Raw genomic sequence first — 18,344 nt, 5'->3', positions numbered from 1 at the left:
CCTATATCAATAATGCATAACATTGAGCAAAATGGCATAGCTGTGCCGCTGCCCAATTCGATATGATGACACCCTTCATGATGTACTAAAACATTACTTGGCCAGGTAAAAGGGTGGGAAAAATAATGACTGGAGTAGCCAACACGGGGACGCCCACCGTTGTCGCGATGCGTGTGATTCCGGTGGCGGGATGCGATAGCATGCTGCTGAACCTGTGCGGCGCGCACGCGCCGTATTTCACGCGCACGCTGGTGCTGCTGGAAGACAATGCGGGTCATATCGGGATGGGAGAAGTTCCTGGTGGCGCCGGCATATTCAGCGTGCTGGAACAATCGATTCCGCTGGTGGTGGGGAGCGAGATTGGCCGCTACAACGGCACGCTCAACACCGTGCGGCATGCCGTTGCGCCTGGCGGCGGCGCGCAGCGGCACCAGGTGACGTCCGCCGCCGAGGCCGAGGTGCTGAAGCAGCCGCATGAAATCAACCTGCGCCTGGAGAACGTGGTCACCGCTGTCGAGGCGGCCCTGCTGGATTTGCTGGGGCAGCACCTGGGCGTACCGGTATGCGAACTGCTCGGCAACGGCCGGCAGCGCGACAGCGTGCCGATGCTGGCCTATCTGTTTTATATCGGCGACCGCCGGCGGACCGACTTGCCGTACCTGGCGTCGACCGGAGACGGCTGGTACCAGCGCCGTCACCAGGAAGCGCTGACGCCGGACGCCATCGCTGACCTGGCTGCCGCGACCGTTGACCAATACGGTTTCCGCGATTTCAAACTGAAGGGCGGCGTGATGCGCGGCGCCGAGGAAATGGCGGCGGTGGCGGCCATCAAGGCCCGCTTCCCGGAAGCGCGCGTGACCCTGGACCCGAACGGGGCGTGGCCGCTGGCCGAAGCGATTGCCGTCTGCAAGGGCAACGCCCACTTGCTGGCCTACGCGGAAGACCCGTGCGGCCCGGAGCACGGCTACTCCGGCCGCGAAACCATGGCGGAGTTCAAGCGGGCCACCGGGATACGCACGGCCACCAACATGGTCGCCACCGACTGGCGCCAAATGGCGCACTCCCACCTGCTGGGGGCGGTCGATATTCCGTTGGCGGACCCGCACTTCTGGACCATGCAGGGCTCCGTGCGCCTGGCGCAGCTGTGCGCCGACTGGGGCATGACGTGGGGCTCGCATTCGAATAACCATTTCGACGTGTCGCTGGCGATGTTTACCCATGCGGCGGCGGCTGCACCGGGTGAGATTACCGCCATCGATACCCACTGGATCTGGCAGGAAGGGCGGGAACGCCTGACCCGGGAACCGTTGAGAATCACCGGTGGCGAAGTGGCGGTGCCGCGGGCGCCGGGCCTGGGGGTGACGCCGGACTTTGACCGCATTGGCGCGGCGCACGCGCTGTATAAGAAAGTCGCCGGCACCGCCCGCGATGACGCGGTCGCCATGCGTTACCTGGCGCCTGGGTGGACCTACCACCCCAAGCGGCCCAGCCTGGCGGGCCGGCCATGATCAGCCGCACATTACGCCGCGCCACCCTGCTGTTGGGGTGGTTAGCCTGCGTGCCGGCCTGCCATGCCGGTTTCGAACTGGCCGGCCCGGCGGGAAGCGCGACGATTGTTTATGAAGACGACGCCACCATGCGGTTGGCCGCGGATTTGTTGCGGCGCGATGTCGGCGCGGTCAGCGGCGTCGATCCGGCCACCAGCAGCCGCATCGACGCATGCGGGCGGCGCTGTGTTGTCATCGGCCGCCATGACAGCGCGCTGGTCCGGGGTATCGCGCAGGACGAGGGCATCGACCTCGCCACGCTGAAGGGGAAGTGGGAGCGATATCAGCGGGTGGTGTTTCAATCACGCCGTGATGCGGGCCGCCAGATCATGCTGATTGCCGGCGCCGATACGCGCGGCGCGGTGTATGGCGTCATCGACCTGACGCGTGAAATCGGTGTCTCCGCCTGGGAGTGGTGGGCCGATGTGCATCCGGTGCGGCGCCAGCGCATCGAGGCGGCGGACGAACCGCTAGCCTCCCGCAGTCCCTCGGTTCAATATCGCGGCGTGTTCTTGAATGACGAAGACTGGGGCCTGCAACCCTGGGCCGCGCGGCGCGACCCGGCGAACGATATCGGACCGGCGACCTATGGGCGGATCTTCGAATTGCTGTGGCGCCTGAAAGCCAACGTCATCTGGCCCGCGATGCATGAATCCACCAAGCCGTTCTATCAAATCCCGGGCAACGCGCAGATGGCGCGCGACTACGCCATTGTGGTAGGCACGTCGCATGCGGAGCCCATGATGCGCAACAATGTGCGCGAGTGGGACAAGCAGCAGGGCGACTTCAATTTCTTCACCAACCGCGATGCGCTGGTGCGCTATTGGGCCCAGCGGGTCAACCAGGTCAAAGGATTTGACAACATGTATTCGGTCGGCATCCGTGGCGTGCATGACAGCGCCATGGAAGGCGCGGACACGGTGGCCAGGCAGGTCACAGGCACGGCGGCCGTGATCGATCTCCAGCGCGGGTTGCTGAGCGCGGCGCAAGGCAAGCCCGCCTCGCGCATCCCGCAGGCGCTGACCTTATACAAGGAAGTGCTCGACATATACAAGGCCGGCCTGCAAGTCCCGGACGACATCACCCTGGTCTGGCCGGATGATAACTATGGCTATATGCACCAGTTGAGCACCCCGCAGGAGGCCGGGCGCGCCGGCGGAACCGGACTGTATTACCACTTGTCGTACTGGGGCCGCCCGCACGACTACCTATGGCTGGGCACCACCCATCCCGCGTTGATCCGCGACCAGCTGGAACGGGCCGTGGCGACAGGGACCAACAAACTGTGGATCGCCAATGTCGGCGATATCAAGCCGCTTGAGTACCTGACGCAGTATTTTCTCGACATCGCGTTCGACCAGGAACAATTGACCCTGTCCCCACGGCAGCACCTGGTGCGATGGCTGTCGCGGCAATTCGAAGCGGGGCACGCGGAAGAGATCGCGGCCATCATGCTGGGCTATTACCAGCTGGCGTGGGAGCGGCGGCCCGAATTCATGGGCTTCAGCCAGGTGGAACCGGTCACCGTGACCCGCCAGACGGATTACCTGCGTTCCGGCGGCGAAGAGGCCGAGCAGCGGCTGGCGCGTTATGCCGCGCTGGTACGGCGCGCGGAGGCCGTCCACAGGGTATTGCCCGCGACGCAGCGCGACGCTTATTTCCAGCTGGTGCTGTACCCGGTGCGCGCCAGCGCCAATTTGAATTCCCGCATCCTGAAGCAAGAGCTGGCGGCCCAACTGGCGCGCGAAGGCCGGCCGGCGGCGGAGCACTATGCCCGCCAGGCCGAGCGCGCCCAGCGCGCCATCGATGACGATACCCGGACCTATAACCAGGGCAAATGGCAGGGCATGATGGATGCCGCGCCACGCCGCCTGCCCGTGTTCGCTCCTCCCGTCTTCGCCAGCTATGGCAAACCGGCCCGCCAGGATTGCGCGGTGGCGTACCCCGCAGCGTTGCCGGGCGGGGCCGACCGCCTGGTGTTTACTGCCGGCAGGGCCGAGACCAGGACGCTGACACTGGTCAACTATGGGGCGGGCACGCTGCGCTGGCGCGCCATGGCAATGCCGGCTGGCTATGCCTTGACGCCGGCCGACGGCGAGCTCGATGCCGATAACGGATACGAGCAGCGCATCCAGGTGCGCTACGATGGCAAGGGCCAGCGCGGGCGGCTGGAATTGGCGTGCGGCGAGGCGCGGGTAGCGGCTAATCTCGTGCTGGCCCCGGGCGCCGGCGAACCGCTGCCGACCGAACATGACCGTATCATCGCGCTGCCATCGGCTGGCGCGAAGGCGGCGGCGGGGTGGACCATGTTGCCTGGTCTGGGCAGTTACGGCGCCAGCATGCGCTCGGACTTCGCGCAAGCATCGGTGGCGCTGGACGCCGCCGGCGCCCGCCCGCCGCTCGAATACGATTTCGTCAGTCATACGGCAAGCGCGGCGCGGCTCAAGTTCGTGACGGTGCCGGCCCACGCGCTGACGTCGGCCAATGGCGTGCGCCTGGCCTACAGCCTCGATGGCGGTCCCTGGCAATTGCTGGATTTTGAAACGTTTGGCCGCAGCGACGAGTGGAAGCAAAACACCTTGTCCAATAGCGCCGTGCGGGTGCATGAATTGCGCGCGCTGGCGCCTGGCCGTCATCGCCTGACAGTGGTGGCGCTCGATCCTGGCGTCATCCTGGACCGCATCGAGGTCGCCTTTGACGGCGCGCCGCAATACTATGGCAAGCCCTTGTCGCCGGCGGCGGGAGAGGAAGCATTATGGCAGTGAAACCATTTACGCTGGCGCTTGCGCTGCTCGGCCTCGTTGCATGGCCCGCCCGGGCGGCCGCGCCGCCCACGGTGTTCCACTTCACCCCTTCCGCGGCGGCGGGCGGCGTCGCCGTGGAGGCGGGCACGGCGTACCAGCCGGCGCGCGGATATGGCTTCGACAACGGCACGTCGCCGTGGAGCGGCAAGCCATGGCAGTTTTCCGCCGCGCTGACGGAAGGCAATTACGATGTCGTGATCACCTTCCAAAACGCGAAAGTTGCCGCCCGCGCCACCGTCAAGGCTGAATTGCGGCGCCTGATGGTGGAGCAGGGCGACACGGGGCATCACACGCCGGCCAATGCCGCCGCGCGCCGCTTCACGGTCAATCTGCGCAACCCCGCCATCGCCGCGAAGAACGGCATGGCCGAAGGCAAGGTCGACTTGCTTCCCCGTGAAACCCAGGGCGAGGCGGCGGCCTGGGATAACCGGCTGACATTGGAAATCCATGCGGAAAGCGGCGGCGTGCGCACCATCGAGGTGGTGCCGGTCGCAGTGCCCACCGTGTTCTTGCTGGGCGATTCCACCGTGGCGGACCAGGCCGACGAACCGTACGCCAGTTGGGGACAAATGTTGCCGCGCTTTTTCAGGCAGGGCATCGCCGTGGCCAACCATGCGGAATCGGGAGAGAGTTTGCGCGCATCGCTGTCGCGGCGACGCATCGACAAGGTGGTTTCCCTGCTCAATCCGGGCGATCTGGTATTGATCCAGTTTGGCCACAATGATCAGAAGCAGTTGTTCGACGGCGTCAGCGCGCCCTTCACGACATATAAACATGAATTGAAAACCCATGTGGACATGGTGCGCGCGGCCGGTGGCGTGCCGGTTCTCGTGACGTCGGTGGAGCGCCGCCGCTTTGATGCGCAAGGCAACATGAGCACCACGCTCAACGATTACGCGGATGCCGTGCGGCAGACCGCACAGGAAATGCATGTCCCGTTGATTGATTTGCACGCGATGAGCCGGCAGTTGTACAAGGCAATGGGGGCCCGGGCGTCCGAAGCGCTGTTCGCGGCGCCGCCCGGCAAGCAGATCGACAATACCCACCATAATGCGTACGGGGCCTATATATTGGCCCGCCTGGTGGCGCAGGGCTTGCGCGAAACCGGCTTGCCGGCCGCACAGTACCTGAGCGCCGACCTGGGCGCGGTCGACCCGGCCCGTCCGATGGCGCTGGAGCAGTTTGCGGTCCCCGCCAGTCCCGCCAGGAGCGCCGAGCGGCCGCGGGGCGATTAATCGACCGGGCCCGCAGTGTGCCGGACGGTCATGGCGCGCATCATTTTGCTGCAAAGAAGTAGCCGGGATAGCGCGCCTTCAGCGTTTCCAATTGCGCCAGGGTACCGGACAAATGTTCCCTGACGCTGGCTTGCGCCATTGCTTCGTCACCGCTGGCGATGGCGCCGACGATGGCGGCGTGGTCGGCCAGCACCAGCTTGCCCTTGTCGGCCAGCGGCACGTGTAATCGCTTCAGGCGGTCGAGGTTGCCGCTCATGCCGCGCACGAAGTGCCACAACGCTTCGACCTGGGCCGCGCTGAACATGTGCCGATGGAACGCCATGTCCAGGCGCACGAAGCCGTCGTAATCCTGGCGTGACAGCGCAAACGCCTGCTGGGACACCAGGCCTTCCAGTGTATGGACCAGCGCCGCGTCGCGCTGCCGCGCCAGCGTGGCGGCCACTTCCAGTTCGAGCGACAGGCGCAGCAAGTGCGCGTCGTTGAGCGACGTGATATCGATGGCGCGCACGATGGTCGCGTGCTGGGGGTAAATGTCCACCAGGTTTTCGTCGCGCAGGCGGGTCAGGGCGTCGCGTACCGGCGTGGAAGACAGTTTGAAATATTCCTCCAGCGCGCCCCGGTCCAGGGGCGCGCCGGGGGCCAGCATCATGGTCGTGATCAGTTCCCTCAGGTGGTCGTATGCCTGGGCGGACGCGGTCCGTGTGCGGTCGAGCTTGAATGGAACGGGGAAGGGGCCGAAAGCCACGGGTTATTCCTTCAGATACTGCGGATAAGTGTTCCGCAAGTCGTTGAGTTGCGACAGCGTCCCGCCCAGATGGCGGCGGACACGGTCTTCCGCCAGGGCGGGATCGCGCTGCTCGATGGCGTCCACCAGCTCGGCGTGCTGCCGCAGCACCGACTCGGCTTTGTTGTTGAGCGGCAGGTGCAAGCGGCGTAAGCGGTCCATGTTGCCGCTGCGGGCACGCAACGTATGCCACAGCCGCTCCGCGTTGGCCGCGGTGAACAGGTGCCGGTGGAATTCCTGGTCGGCAGCGATAAACCCCTCGACGTCTTTCCGCGCCCAGCAACTTCTTTGCGTCTCCACCAGTTGCCGCAGGCGTGCCGGCACGCTGCTGTCCTCTTGGCTGGCCAGCGTCCTGGCCACCTCGAGTTCCAGTGCCAGGCGCAGGAACTGCGCGTGGCGGGCGGAATCAAGGTCGACTTCGCGTACCCGGGTGGCATGTTGCGGAAAAATGTCGACCAGGCCTTCCTCTTCCAGGCGCAATAGCGCATCGCGCACCGGTGTTACGGAAACGTTGAAAAAGCGCGCCAGTTCGGGCCGGGGCAATACCGTGCCCGGCGTGAATTCCAGCGACACGATTTTTGCTCGCAGGTAGTCATAGATCTGCGTCGACGCGGAAGGTCCTTTCGCAAGATCAAACGTTCCTTCAAGAAGTGACAAATCCATGGTGCTCATTGGTGGTATCGAGGTGATATTTTAGCGCGTTGGGCCGGGACAGGCATTCCCTTATATCGAAGTTGCACTAAAACATTAGTTATCGATATCAGATATCGATAACTAATGTTTTAGTGCATATGCTAGCATGGCTTCGCTGATGCAAATTTCACGTTGGAATCATCGCCCACACAATGGAGACCACAAATGAATAAAAATCAAACCAAACGGCTGGCGGCGAGCGTCGCCGCGGCGCTAGCCGCATGGGGCTTGGCCACCGCGCTGATACCGTTGCCGGCGCAGGCCGCCGACTCCATCGTGACCCTGGCGACCGCCTATCAGCCAGCCATCCATGAAACCATTGACGCGAACGGCTTTACGCACCCGGGCGTTGGCTTGACCAGGGAAATGCTGGAGAACGTGCGCACCCAGGTGCTGGCGCAAAAAGAACCGTGGAATACGCATTTCAATGCCATGCTGCTGTCGGCCAACGCGGCGCGCAATGTTGGTTCCAGCAACGCAGGTTCGGACCCGACCAGGCCGGGCAGCCTGGCGTTCAGTAGCCAGAGCTTCAATTCGAAATTCATCGCGGACGGCCTGAAGGCCTATACCCAGGCGCTGCTGTATTACATCACTGGCGATGAAGTCTATCGCGCCAACGCGATGGGCATTATCCGCATCTGGGGGCAAATGGATCCTTCGAAATACGCGTATTTCAACGATGCGCACATCCACACCGGCATTCCCTTGTCGCGCATGGTGGCGGCTGCGGAGATCCTGCGCTACACCAGTTGCCAGACCCCCGCGCTGGAGTGGTCGGCGCAGGATACGGCGAATTTCAGCAACAACCTGATTACACCGGTCATTGAAACCTTCCAGCACACCAATTGGCGCTTCATGAATCAGCACCTGTATCCGCTGCTGGGCGCCATGTCCGGGTATATTTTCACGGGCAACCGGGCCCGCTATAACGAAGGGGTGGAATGGTTCACGGTCAACCGGACCGCTGAGGACCAGGGCCAGAATGGCGCCATCAAGCCATTGTTCCGCCTGGTCGATAAGAACGATTTGACCGGCGCAGCCGTGACACCGATGGTGCAGCACGTGGAAATGGGGCGCGACCAGGCGCACGGTGGCGGCGACATCACCAATGCCGGCATCCTGGCCCGTCTGCTCAACGCACAGGGCACCAAGGTCGATCCGGTGGACGGCACGGCATCCAGCGCACCCGACGCGGTGGGGCCGTATGAATTCCTCAACGACCGCATCCTCGACGCGGCCGATTACTTCGCGCGCTACATGCTGGGCAACGAGACGCCGTGGACGCCGACCGCTTCGCATACCGATGCCAATGGCACGCCCACTATCGTGTACCGGGAAATCGCGCCCGCCTACCGGGGACGCCTGAGTTCCGGCACATGGGAACCTTACTATTACTACAAGTACGTCAAGGGCGTCGATATCGAGCAACGCGCCCCGTATTTCAGCCGCATGTTCGCGGCGCGCACCAGCTACAACTGGGATGGCGTCGATGGCGGCGGGGATTACTGGCTATTCATTCCCGCCGCGGCGGAAAGCGAAGGCGGGCAACTGTTGAAGAAACCCATCGTTGAACCTTACCGCGAAGTAGAGGACCGTTACACGGTGCTGGAAGGCGAGGCGGGCACGATGCAGGATGACACCGCGTCGTTCATCCGTATCCCGACCACCTCGGCCGGCACCCGGCTGGCCGTGGCCGGCTATGGCAACGGCTCGAAAAACATCGCGTTCCGCATCCGCACCAATGGCGTGGCGACGCTGGAAGCGTTCGACGACAGCATCGCGCTGCCCGATACCCAGGGCCTGTGGCGCTATGTCAGCGTGGCGCTGGATGCATTCCACAGCCTGGGCGACATGCTGTTCCTGACGGTGCGCGGCGCCGGAGCGCAAGTCGACATCGACCATATCAACGTACAGGGCGCCAACCTGACCGCGCCGGTGTTTACGGACGGCGCAATGGACGTGAGCCTGGTCACCTATGCCGGCTCCGGTGCGGCGGTCACCCGCAGTTTTGCCGCCGCCGACGCCGGCGCCGGAGACACCCTCACTTACCAGGCCGACAACTTACCGGCCGGCGCCAGCTTCGATACCGTTACCGGCGCGTTTTCGTGGACACCCACGCAGGCCGGGGTGTATTCCTTTGTCGTCACCACGTCGGACGGCGCCACGGTGACCAGCAAAGTCGTGAAAATCACCGTGGCCGGCGACCGGCAAGGCGCGATCGGCGCCGTCATCGCCACCTATCGACCCAATACGCTGTACGTGACGTCGACCCAGAATGCATATAACGCCGTGTATGCCGATACCACCAGTGCGGCCGGCAGCGCCAGCGACACGGTGTTCCTGCAAAAACTGGCCACGCTGGACGCGGCCGTCAAGGGCTTGCAGGAATTAACGCCATTGCTGGCTGACGGCAGCGTGAATTACGTAAACATGTTCGTGTCGTCCACCTTCGGCACGGCCGTGCCCAGGCTGCTCGACAACACGGCAACCACGTGGTCGACCGCCCCCGGCACCTATGCCCCCAACCTGGCGCATATCATGGACTTCGGCCCGGACTTCAAGGCTCAAGCGTCACAGTTCCAGATGCAGGTACGCGCCAGTTTCCCGGAACGGATCGGCGGCGTGGCGATGTTCGGTTCCAATGACAGTGAAAACTGGACCCAGCTGACGACCGGCCTGACCGTCGTCTCGGACGACATGCAAACCTTGCAGGTGATGGACGCATTGAAGAACCAGCGCTTCCGCTTCTTCAAACTGCAAATGGTGCGCCCGACCTACTCCATCCTTGAAGTGGGCGAATTCCGTATCTTCGGTACCCGCTATGAAACCGTCAACCAGATCGCGGCGGTGTCGATGAGCTCAGAACAAAGCATCAAGAAGCGTATCGTTCCGGGCAATACGGTCAAGCTGGCATTCCAGACCAGGGAAGCCGTCAACAACGTCAATGTGACGGTGCAAGGCCAGCCAGCCACGGTCACCACCACCGATAACCTGAATTGGACGGCCACCTGGGTCGCGAATGCCGGCGCGCCGGCCGGCAACGTCAAATTCGTCATCAACTACAAGACGCAGGCAGGGGTTGATGCCGAACCGACCCTGTTCACCACCGACGGTTCGTCGCTGTTCATTTCCGACCAGGCCGGCCTGATCAACCCGATCGGCCTGACGGCGCTGAGCGATTCCAGCGGCAGGAACCAGACCGACGTGCTGGCGCAGGCCAACGCGCTGCTCGACAGTAACCTGGCGACCTACACGGATTTCCGCGTCAATGGTTCGGGCAATGGCGGCTGGATCAAGTTCGACTTTAAAGGTGGCGGGTTGGCGACGCTGTCCCGGGTGGAAATGATCGGGCGGCAAGACCAGTATGCGTCGCGCATCGGCGGCACCGTGGTGCAGGGCTCGAACGACAATGTGACGTGGACGTCGATTTCTCCGGGCGCAGCGGGCTCGTCGGACTGGCAGACGCTGAAGATCAGCAGCACCACGCCATACCGCTATATCCGTGTGACCAACGGCAATGCTTGGTACGGCAATATGGCCGAGCTGCGCATGTATGGCGCGGTGGAGTCGGTGAACATGATCGCAACGGCGTCGCTCAGCTCCGCCCAGGCGCTGCGCACCCGCATCGTGCCGGGCAACGCGGTCAAGGTGGCGTTCACGGCCAAGGAAGCCATCAACAATGTCAGCGCCACGATCCAGGGCGTGCCGGCCACGGTGGCAACCACCGACAACGTCAACTTCACGGCCACGGCCATCCTGCCGCAAGGTACGGCAGCTGGCGCGGTGACGTTCGCCATCAACTATAAGACGCAGAGCGGCAAGGACGGCTACCCGGGCACCGCGACCACCGATGGCACCGGCCTGACCCTGGTGGACGAGGCGGACGTGATCAAGAACGTGACCAGTATCGCCACCCTGATCGATTCCACCGTCAACCGGACGGCGGCGTCCACGCTGTCGATAACGAATGCGCTGTTTGACGGCAACCTGGGATCGAGCACGGACTACCGCACCGGCGCCAATAATTCCGGCACCGCCGCCTATATTACATTCGACTTCAAGGCGGGCAACCAGGCCACGCTGACCAAAGTGGAGCTGACGGCGCGGCAAGACCAGACCGCCAGGGCCAAAGGCACGGTGGTGCAGGGATCGAATGACAATGTTACTTGGACCAGCCTGACGCCGGGAGCGGCCGCGACGGCGGAGTGGCAAACCCTGCCGGCTTCCAGCGGCGTGCCTTACCGCTATCTCCGCGTATATAACGGCAACACCTGGTACGGCAACCTGTCCGAACTGCGCTTGCACGGGACCGTGCAGGCCGCGGATGCAACGCCGCCGGTTACCACCAGTAACACGCCGGCCACGCCGGTGAGCCAGGACACCACCGTGACCTTCAGTGCCACCGACAACAGTTCCGGCGTGGCGGCGACTTACTTCAAGGTCAACGGCGGCGCCCAGCAAACCGGCAATGCCGCGCTGTTCACGGCGGATGGCACGTATGCGCTGCAGTTCTGGAGCGTGGACAAGGCGGGCAATGTCGAGGCGGCGAAAAACGCCACGCTCACGATCGATCGCAGCGCGCCGCTCACCAGTGTAACCGTCAACCCGGCCGCACCGGTGAATGGCTGGTATACGGGCGATGTCTCGCTGGGACTGGCCGTCGCGGCCGATGCCGGTTCGCCCGCTGTCGCCACCTATTACACGGTGGACGGCGGCGCGCGGCAGACTGGCAACACGGTCGCGTTGAGCACCAGGGGCGTCCACAGTGTGTCCTACTGGAGCGTGGACCAGGCCGGCAACGTGGAACCGGCCCGCTCGCTGGCCGTGAATATCGGCCCGCTGGACCTGGGCGCGGGCGTGAAGCTGACGCAGCAAGGCGCCACCCTGAACCGCGCCACCGGCAAATATGCCGGCAGCGTCACGGTGACCAATCTCACCGGCGCCGCGCTGGCTGGTCCGCTGCGGCTCAAGCTGAACGGCTTGTCCGCAGGCCTCACGCTGGACAACGCCAGCGGCGTCGACGGCGGCGCGCCATATGTCACGCTGTCCGGCGCATTGGGCGCCGGCGCCACCATCAGTGTACCGCTGACCTTCAGCAATCCGGGGCGTTCCGTGGTCGGCTATATACCCGCGCTTTACCAAGGTAACTTCCAGGGATGGGAATGAAGATCGCCAGCATACCCCATTTACTTTTTTAAGAATCACTGAATATGAAACGAACGAATATCGCCGCACTATGGATCGCGACCCTGGCCAGTGGCGCCGCGCACGCCTTGCAAAGCCCCAATAAAGAGCTCGATGTCACATTGGCGGTCGGGCCGGACCACATGCTGACCTATGCCGTCACGCGCAACGGCCAGCCGGTGCTGCGGCCGTCGCCGCTTGGCCTGCAACTGGCCGGCGCCGATTTCTCGCGCGAGCTGACATTGGTGAAGACCACGCCGGTAAAAGCACTTTCCGAGGATTACCGCATGGCGGTCGGGAAGCGCCGCCAGATCCACTACCGTGCCAACGAGCAAGTCTACTCGGTGAGCAACGCCGCCGGGCAGCGGATGGACGTGGCATTCCGCGTGTCGGACGACGGCCTGGCGTTCCGCTACGTGGTGGCCGATCCGTCGATCGCCACCAAGACGTTCGTCAACGAGACCACCGGTTTCGCTTTCTTGCCGCAAGCACGCGCTTTCCTGCAGCCGATGTCGGTCGCGAAGACCGGCTGGAAGGGGACCAACCCCTCCTACGAGGAGCATTACACGCACGATATCCCGGTCGGCATGCCGGCGCCGCTCAACGCCGGGTGGGTATTTCCGGCGCTGTTCAAGAGCGGCGATACCTGGGTGGCGCTGACCGAAGCGGGCATGGATGGCAGTTTCCATGCATCGCGGCTCGATACCCTGTCGCCGAACGGCGTCTACCGTATCGGGTTGCCGGACCCGCGTGAAGTGTTCAGCAACGGCAAGCTGCTGGCCGAGACCACCGGCGCCATGGTCACGCCCTGGCGCGTACTGGCCGTGGGCAGCCTGCGGACCGTGATGGATTCGACCCTGGGCAGCGACCTCGCCGCGCCGGCCATCCGGTTTGACCGGAAGCTGGTGCGGCCGGGCCGTGCGTCGTGGAGTTGGGCGATTCTGAAGGACGACTACACCGTGTTTGACGTGCAAAAGAAGTTCATCGACTATGCGGCCGACATGCGGTGGGATTACACCCTGATCGACGCCGGCTGGGACGAGAAAATAGGCGACGACAAGATCAGGGAACTGGCGCGCTATGGGGCCGGCAAGGGAATCGGCCTGATCCTCTGGTACAACTCGGCGGGCGCCTGGAACGACACGCCCATGACCCCGCGCGACGCCCTGCTGACGCGTGAAAAGCGCGTGAGGGAATTCGCGCGCCTGAGCGGGATGGGGGTGAAAGGCGTCAAGATCGATTTCTTTGGCGGCGATGGCCAGTCGATGATCCAGTATTACGTCGACATCCTGAAAGATGCCGCCGACGCGGGCATACTGGTCAACTTCCACGGCGCGACCTTGCCGCGCGGCTGGCAGCGCACTTACCCGAACCTGATGACGGCGGAGGCCATCCGCGGCTTCGAGTTCGTCATCTTCGAGCCAGACCAGGACAAGGTGGCGCGCCATGCCGCCACCGTGCCGTTCACCCGCAACTTGTTCGACCCGATGGATTTCACGCCGATGGTGTTCGCGGACAGGCCGAACAGCAAGCGCGGCACCCGCAACGGCTTCGAGCTGGCCGAGTCGGTGCTGTTCCTGTCCGGGATACAGCACTATGCGGAAATCCCGGAGGGCATGGCGACGGTCCCCGCCTATGTGAAAACGTTCCTGCGCGACTTGCCGGCGAGCTGGGATGACAGCCGCTTCCTGGCGGGCTATCCGGGCAGCCATGTCGCCATCGCGCGCAAGGCGGGCCGGCGCTGGTACGTCGCCGGCCTGAATGCCGACCCGGCCGAGCGCACGGTGACGTTGGATCTGTCCTTTATGGGCAAGCGCAAAGGCGTGCTGATCACCGATGGCGCCGGCGAACGGGAATTTTCACAGGCGGAATTATTGGCGGGCAAAGCCGCCATCACCTTGAAGCCGCACGGCGGCTTCGTTGCCGTGTTTAACTAAGCCTGACCAGGCGGCGGCCGGTGCGTTGCCGGCCGCCGCGCGCAGCGCCGCTCAGCTTTGCGGCACCCGGTACCTGAAACCGCGGATGTGTGCTTCGCCTTTGCCCGCGACGAAGATGCCGGGCCTCAGCGCGAGGAATCCACCGCGCACGTTATGGTGATAGCCGGAGACCTCGAACGTCCGTTCGAAGCGCTTCCAATCCTTGCCATCGGCCGACAGATGGACCCGCACGATGTGACGCATGTTGCGCATGCGGATGAACAGGCGCCGTCCGAGCGGATTGCGGTACCGGCTGTGCTCGATCCCGTACTTGTGGGTGACGATGGTTTCCGCATCGAAGCTCACGCCACAATACAGGGAACTGTCATAGAACAGCACCAGGCCGGCGCGCGCGCCCGGTTCCACGTCGATTTCGCATTCGAATTCGTAATCCTGGTCGCCCGCCATCAACAGCAGCGGTGACGAAGTTGAGGGCGCCGCGCCGCGCGCCGCCAGATGCAATGTCCCGTCGGCGCGCCGCAGCCGCAATGCTTCATCGGGCGCCGGATTAAAGAAACTCCATTGAATGCCGTGCTTGTCCGTGCTGAAGTCATCCGACAGCGCCAGGCCGTGGGGACCGGCTTGTCCGCCCCTCGGTTTCGGCAGGGGGCGCGACAAGTCGCCGCCGCCGAATTCGAGCCAGTGATCGCCGGTCCAGGACACGGGCGCCAGCAGGGTTTGGCGTCCGAGGGTCCAGAAACCGTTTTCGTAGCCGTGGTACACCGACCACCAGTCCCCGCCCGGACCTTCGACCAGGGTGGCGTGGCCCCTGGACCACCAGCGTTCCTGCGCGGAACCGGTGCGCACCAGCGGATTGCGCGGGTGGTGTTGCCATGGACCGTGAATGGAACGCGAGCGGGCCGCGATCACCATGTGTCCTGTGGGCGGGCCGGCGGTGCCGCCGATCGCGAGGATCATGTAGAAATAGCCGCCATGGCGAGTGATCTTCGGACCCTCCGGGGAAAACGCTTCGCAGTCCCAGTCGTCCGGGTAGCGCCACGGATCATAAATGTGTTCCGGCTTGCCGACAGTGCTCAGGCCGTCGTCGGACAGCCTGACGCGATCGCCGTCGGACAGGAACAGCCAGCGCGAGCCGTCTTCGCCGACGGCATGTCCGGGATCGATATGGTTGGGCAGGTCCAGGTCCACCGGGGCCGACCACGGACCCTCGATCCGGTCCGCCCAGATCACCCATGACGTGTTGCGGGAGCCGGCCGCGGCGGACTTGCGGGTGGGGATGTAAATATAGTAGCGGCCCTGATGCTTGCACAGTTCCGGCGCCCACACCGATCCGATATTTTTCACCAGCGCCGGGCCGACAGGCTTCCAGTTGACCAGGTCGCGGCTATGCCAGATCAGCAACCCCGGATAGGCGTCGAATGTCGAATAGGTCAGATAATAATCCGCTCCGTCCTTCAGGATCGACGGGTCGGGATGGTCGCCGGCCAGGATGGGGTTGAGGAAGGTCCCGTTGCCCAGGTCGGCTTTGCGCTGGCCTTCCAGCCCCGCGCGCCAAGTCGCGCCCGGCGTCGGATGGGCAGGCGTACCGGCGTGCGCCGCGGCCGGTGCGCCCAGCGCCAGGGGGGCAATTCCCAGCGATTTCAATGCGTCTCTTCGGTTTGCCAAGATGTGATCTCCAGTCAGTAATGTGCTGCACTAATATTTTACCCAGACATCGAGGTGGCATCGCTGTTTTGATGCACTAAAACATTAGTTATAGGAAAACAGCATAAGCCCGCCATGAAATTGCATAGATGGGCGCTGGCGGGTTTGGTTAGCATGCAGGCGTGGCGAGGTATCGACAACGCCGTACGCATCCCATTAATAGCAGGAGACCCGCTTTGTTCACATTGCCCCGCTCATTCAGCGCCACGGTATTGGCGGCCGCGCTGTCCGCTGTGTTTTCCATCCCGCCATCATTTGCCCAGGGCGCCGATGTGCAGCGGGTGGTCCTCAACGGCAACGCCGGCGGCAAGCGGTTCGACGGCATCGGCGTGGTCGATGGCGGTGGCGGCACGTCCGTGTTGCTGAAGGATTATCCGCAAGCGCAGCGCCGCCAGATCCTCGATTTGCTATACAAGCCGAAATTCGGCGCGTCGGTCAGCGCGCTGTACGTGGAAGTGCCCGGCGACGGCAATGCCACACAGGGCTCCATGCCCAGTCATGCCCATGCGCGCGGCGACTTGAATTATTCGCGCGGCTACACGTGGTGGCTGATGCGGGAAGCGCGCCAGCGCAACCCGGCGCTGACGCTGGATGGCGCGGCCTGGAGCGCTCCGGGCTGGCTGGGCGACAAGGGCGGATTGTTTGCCGGCACCGAGTATTCCGACAACCCGCATTTCTTTTCCCAGGACACCGTCGACTACTATGTGAGCTGGCTGCAAGGCTTGCGTGACGTGCATGGCTTGCGCATGGAGGCGCTGGGCATGCGTAATGAAAAAGGCGTGAACTACGCCTTCGCCAAAGCGCTGCGCGGCGCGCTCGATAGCAACGGTTTTCAAGACGTCAAGTTGCACGGGTTCGACAACTGGCCCAATGACTGGAAGCTTCGTTTCGTGGACGACATGATGACCGACCCGGCATTGCGCGATGCGCTCGGCGTCATCGGCGCCCACATCAACGCGCCGGAATACGCGGTGCCTGCCGCGATCCGGGAAAAGGCGGCAAAGATGGGCAAGCCGCTGTGGAATACCGAAGGCCATGTGTATAAAGCCGGCTACGATGGCTTGATCAGCATTGTGCAGGCGTTCAATGAAAATTACATCCGCAGCGGTGTGACCAAGGTGGTCAACTGGTATGGCATTGCGGGCCTGTACACCATGGAAAGCTATTCCGGCGAAAAAGAAGCCGCCGTGCGCGCCAACTGGCCCTGGAGCGGGCATTACGTCATCAATCCTTCGCTGTGGGGGTATGCGCATTATGGCCAGTTCACGGAAGCCGGCTGGACGTACATCAGCGGCGGCAGCGGCGACCTGGCGGGCGGCGGCACCTATGTGACCTTGAAGTCGCCGCGCAGCGATTACAGCATCATTATTGAAACCAAGGGTGCGAAAGCGCCACAGCGCGTGCGCTTTGAAAACGCGGGCGGCCTGTCCGGCAAAAAATTGGCGGTGTGGCGCAGCACGGCACAGCAACAGTTCATGCGCCAGGCGGACCTGGCGCCGGATGGCGGCGCGGTCATGCTGACGCTGGAGCCGGACGCCGTGTATTCGCTGACCACCACGGAAGGGCAGCGCAAGGGATCGTTCGACGCCGTGCCGGCATTGAGCGCCTTTCCCTTCCCGTATTACGAAACCTTCGAACAGTACCAGCAGCCGAAACAGTGGGGTTACCTGCCGCATTATTTCGCCGACATTGCCGGCGCTTTCGAGCTGGCGGACTGCCCCGGCGTGAGCAGCCGTTGCCTGCATCAGAGCGCGCCAGTCCCCACGATTTCATGGGCGCCGGACTGGCACCAGTACACCATCATTGGCGATGATCAGTGGCAGGATTACGAAATCAGCGCCGACGTGTACCTGAATCCGGGCGATATGGCCGGCGTGATGGGCAGGATCAACCACGTGGGTACCGGCTACGGCATTATCCCCAAGGGTTATTTCCTGCAAATCGACGACAGCGGCCAGGCGCGCCTGGTGGTGGTGCGCGGCAAGGCGGACAAGAAGGCGCTGGTTGGCGACGCCGAGCAGCAGGCGCTGATCCGGCAGCAAAACGATGCTGGCGAAGGGGGCGAAAAAGTCCTCGCCAGCGCCCGTCTGCCGGGCATCTCAGCGGGCCAGTGGCTCAAGCTGAAGCTGCGCTTCAACGGTTCGGCCATCACTGCTTACGTCAACGGCAAACCGGTGTTCGAAGCGGCGGATGCGCTATATGCGCGGGGCATGGCCGGCTTGTTGGCCGGCGCATTGACTGATACCGTGCCGAAAAAACTCAGCATGCCATATTTTGACAATGTGCTGGTCAATCGCCCCGGTGGCGCGTTACCGGCGCCGGCGGAACGCGGGCCTGCGCCGTTGTATTGAATAACTGCCGCCATGAGTGTGTTGCAATTAAAATATTGGTATCGATAACGTTATCGAACAGCCTGGAGCCTGGCGCGGCCAACTTGACGTCAGGATTTCCTGATT

At 63.6% G+C, this 18,344-nt stretch carries 9 protein-coding genes; 6 read left to right on the top strand and 3 right to left on the bottom strand.

Annotated elements, in window-relative coordinates; translation table 11 throughout:
* Nucleotides 1-125: 125 nt before the first annotated feature.
* The 3 genes from GJ700_RS01105 to GJ700_RS01095 are packed head-to-tail and all read left to right on the top strand — an operon-like array spanning nt 126 to nt 5,586.
* The gene (locus GJ700_RS01105; protein ID WP_154370805.1) at nt 126-1,508 is read left to right on the top strand and encodes an enolase C-terminal domain-like protein; all 1,383 of its coding nucleotides are present in this window, start codon (nt 126-128) and stop codon (nt 1,506-1,508) included.
* Entirely contained in the window at nt 1,463-4,312 is a 2,850-nt protein-coding gene (locus tag GJ700_RS01100) for a glycosyl hydrolase 115 family protein (RefSeq protein ID WP_195763733.1), read from the top strand. The genes GJ700_RS01105 and GJ700_RS01100 overlap by 46 nt, the downstream gene beginning before the upstream one ends.
* A complete protein-coding gene (locus GJ700_RS01095; RefSeq protein WP_154370803.1) occupies nt 4,303-5,586 on the top strand; it encodes a rhamnogalacturonan acetylesterase in 1,284 nt (427 codons plus the stop codon). The genes GJ700_RS01100 and GJ700_RS01095 overlap by 10 nt, the downstream gene beginning before the upstream one ends.
* A gap of 40 nt (nt 5,587-5,626) precedes the next feature.
* On the opposite strand, the gene GJ700_RS36230 is transcribed toward GJ700_RS01095, so the two are convergent.
* Nucleotides 5,627-6,331 carry a GntR family transcriptional regulator gene (locus GJ700_RS36230; protein WP_371867772.1) on the bottom strand — a complete coding sequence of 235 codons (705 nt, stop codon included), beginning with the start codon at nt 6,329-6,331 and terminating at the stop codon, nt 5,627-5,629.
* A 3-nt stretch (nt 6,332-6,334) separates the two neighbouring features.
* Complete coding sequence (locus GJ700_RS01085; RefSeq protein ID WP_229506721.1) at nt 6,335-7,042, bottom strand: GntR family transcriptional regulator; 708 nt, start codon at nt 7,040-7,042, stop codon at nt 6,335-6,337.
* A 186-nt stretch (nt 7,043-7,228) separates the two neighbouring features.
* On the opposite strand from GJ700_RS01085, the gene GJ700_RS01080 reads away from it, so the two are divergent.
* A complete protein-coding gene (locus tag GJ700_RS01080) occupies nt 7,229-12,229 on the top strand; it encodes an OmpL47-type beta-barrel domain-containing protein (RefSeq protein ID WP_154370802.1) in 5,001 nt (1,666 codons plus the stop codon).
* A 44-nt stretch (nt 12,230-12,273) separates the two neighbouring features.
* Complete coding sequence (locus tag GJ700_RS01075) at nt 12,274-14,184, top strand: glycoside hydrolase family 97 protein (protein WP_154370801.1); 1,911 nt, start codon at nt 12,274-12,276, stop codon at nt 14,182-14,184.
* Between the two features lie 51 nt (nt 14,185-14,235).
* On the opposite strand, the gene GJ700_RS36225 is transcribed toward GJ700_RS01075, so the two are convergent.
* Nucleotides 14,236-15,849, bottom strand: a complete 1,614-nt coding sequence (locus GJ700_RS36225; RefSeq protein ID WP_154370800.1) for a family 43 glycosylhydrolase — start codon at nt 15,847-15,849, stop codon at nt 14,236-14,238.
* 215 nt (nt 15,850-16,064) lie between these two features.
* On the opposite strand from GJ700_RS36225, the gene GJ700_RS01065 reads away from it, so the two are divergent.
* The gene (locus tag GJ700_RS01065) at nt 16,065-18,239 is read left to right on the top strand and encodes a 3-keto-alpha-glucoside-1,2-lyase-like domain-containing protein (protein ID WP_154370799.1); all 2,175 of its coding nucleotides are present in this window, start codon (nt 16,065-16,067) and stop codon (nt 18,237-18,239) included.
* Nucleotides 18,240-18,344: the final 105 nt, after the last annotated feature.

The sequence above is a fragment of the Pseudoduganella rivuli genome, assembly GCF_009674485.1.
GTDB lineage: Bacteria > Pseudomonadota > Gammaproteobacteria > Burkholderiales > Burkholderiaceae_D > Rugamonas > Rugamonas rivuli_B.
The sequence above is the reverse complement of the archived record's forward strand: the minus strand, read 5'-3'. Positions and strand labels throughout refer to the sequence as shown.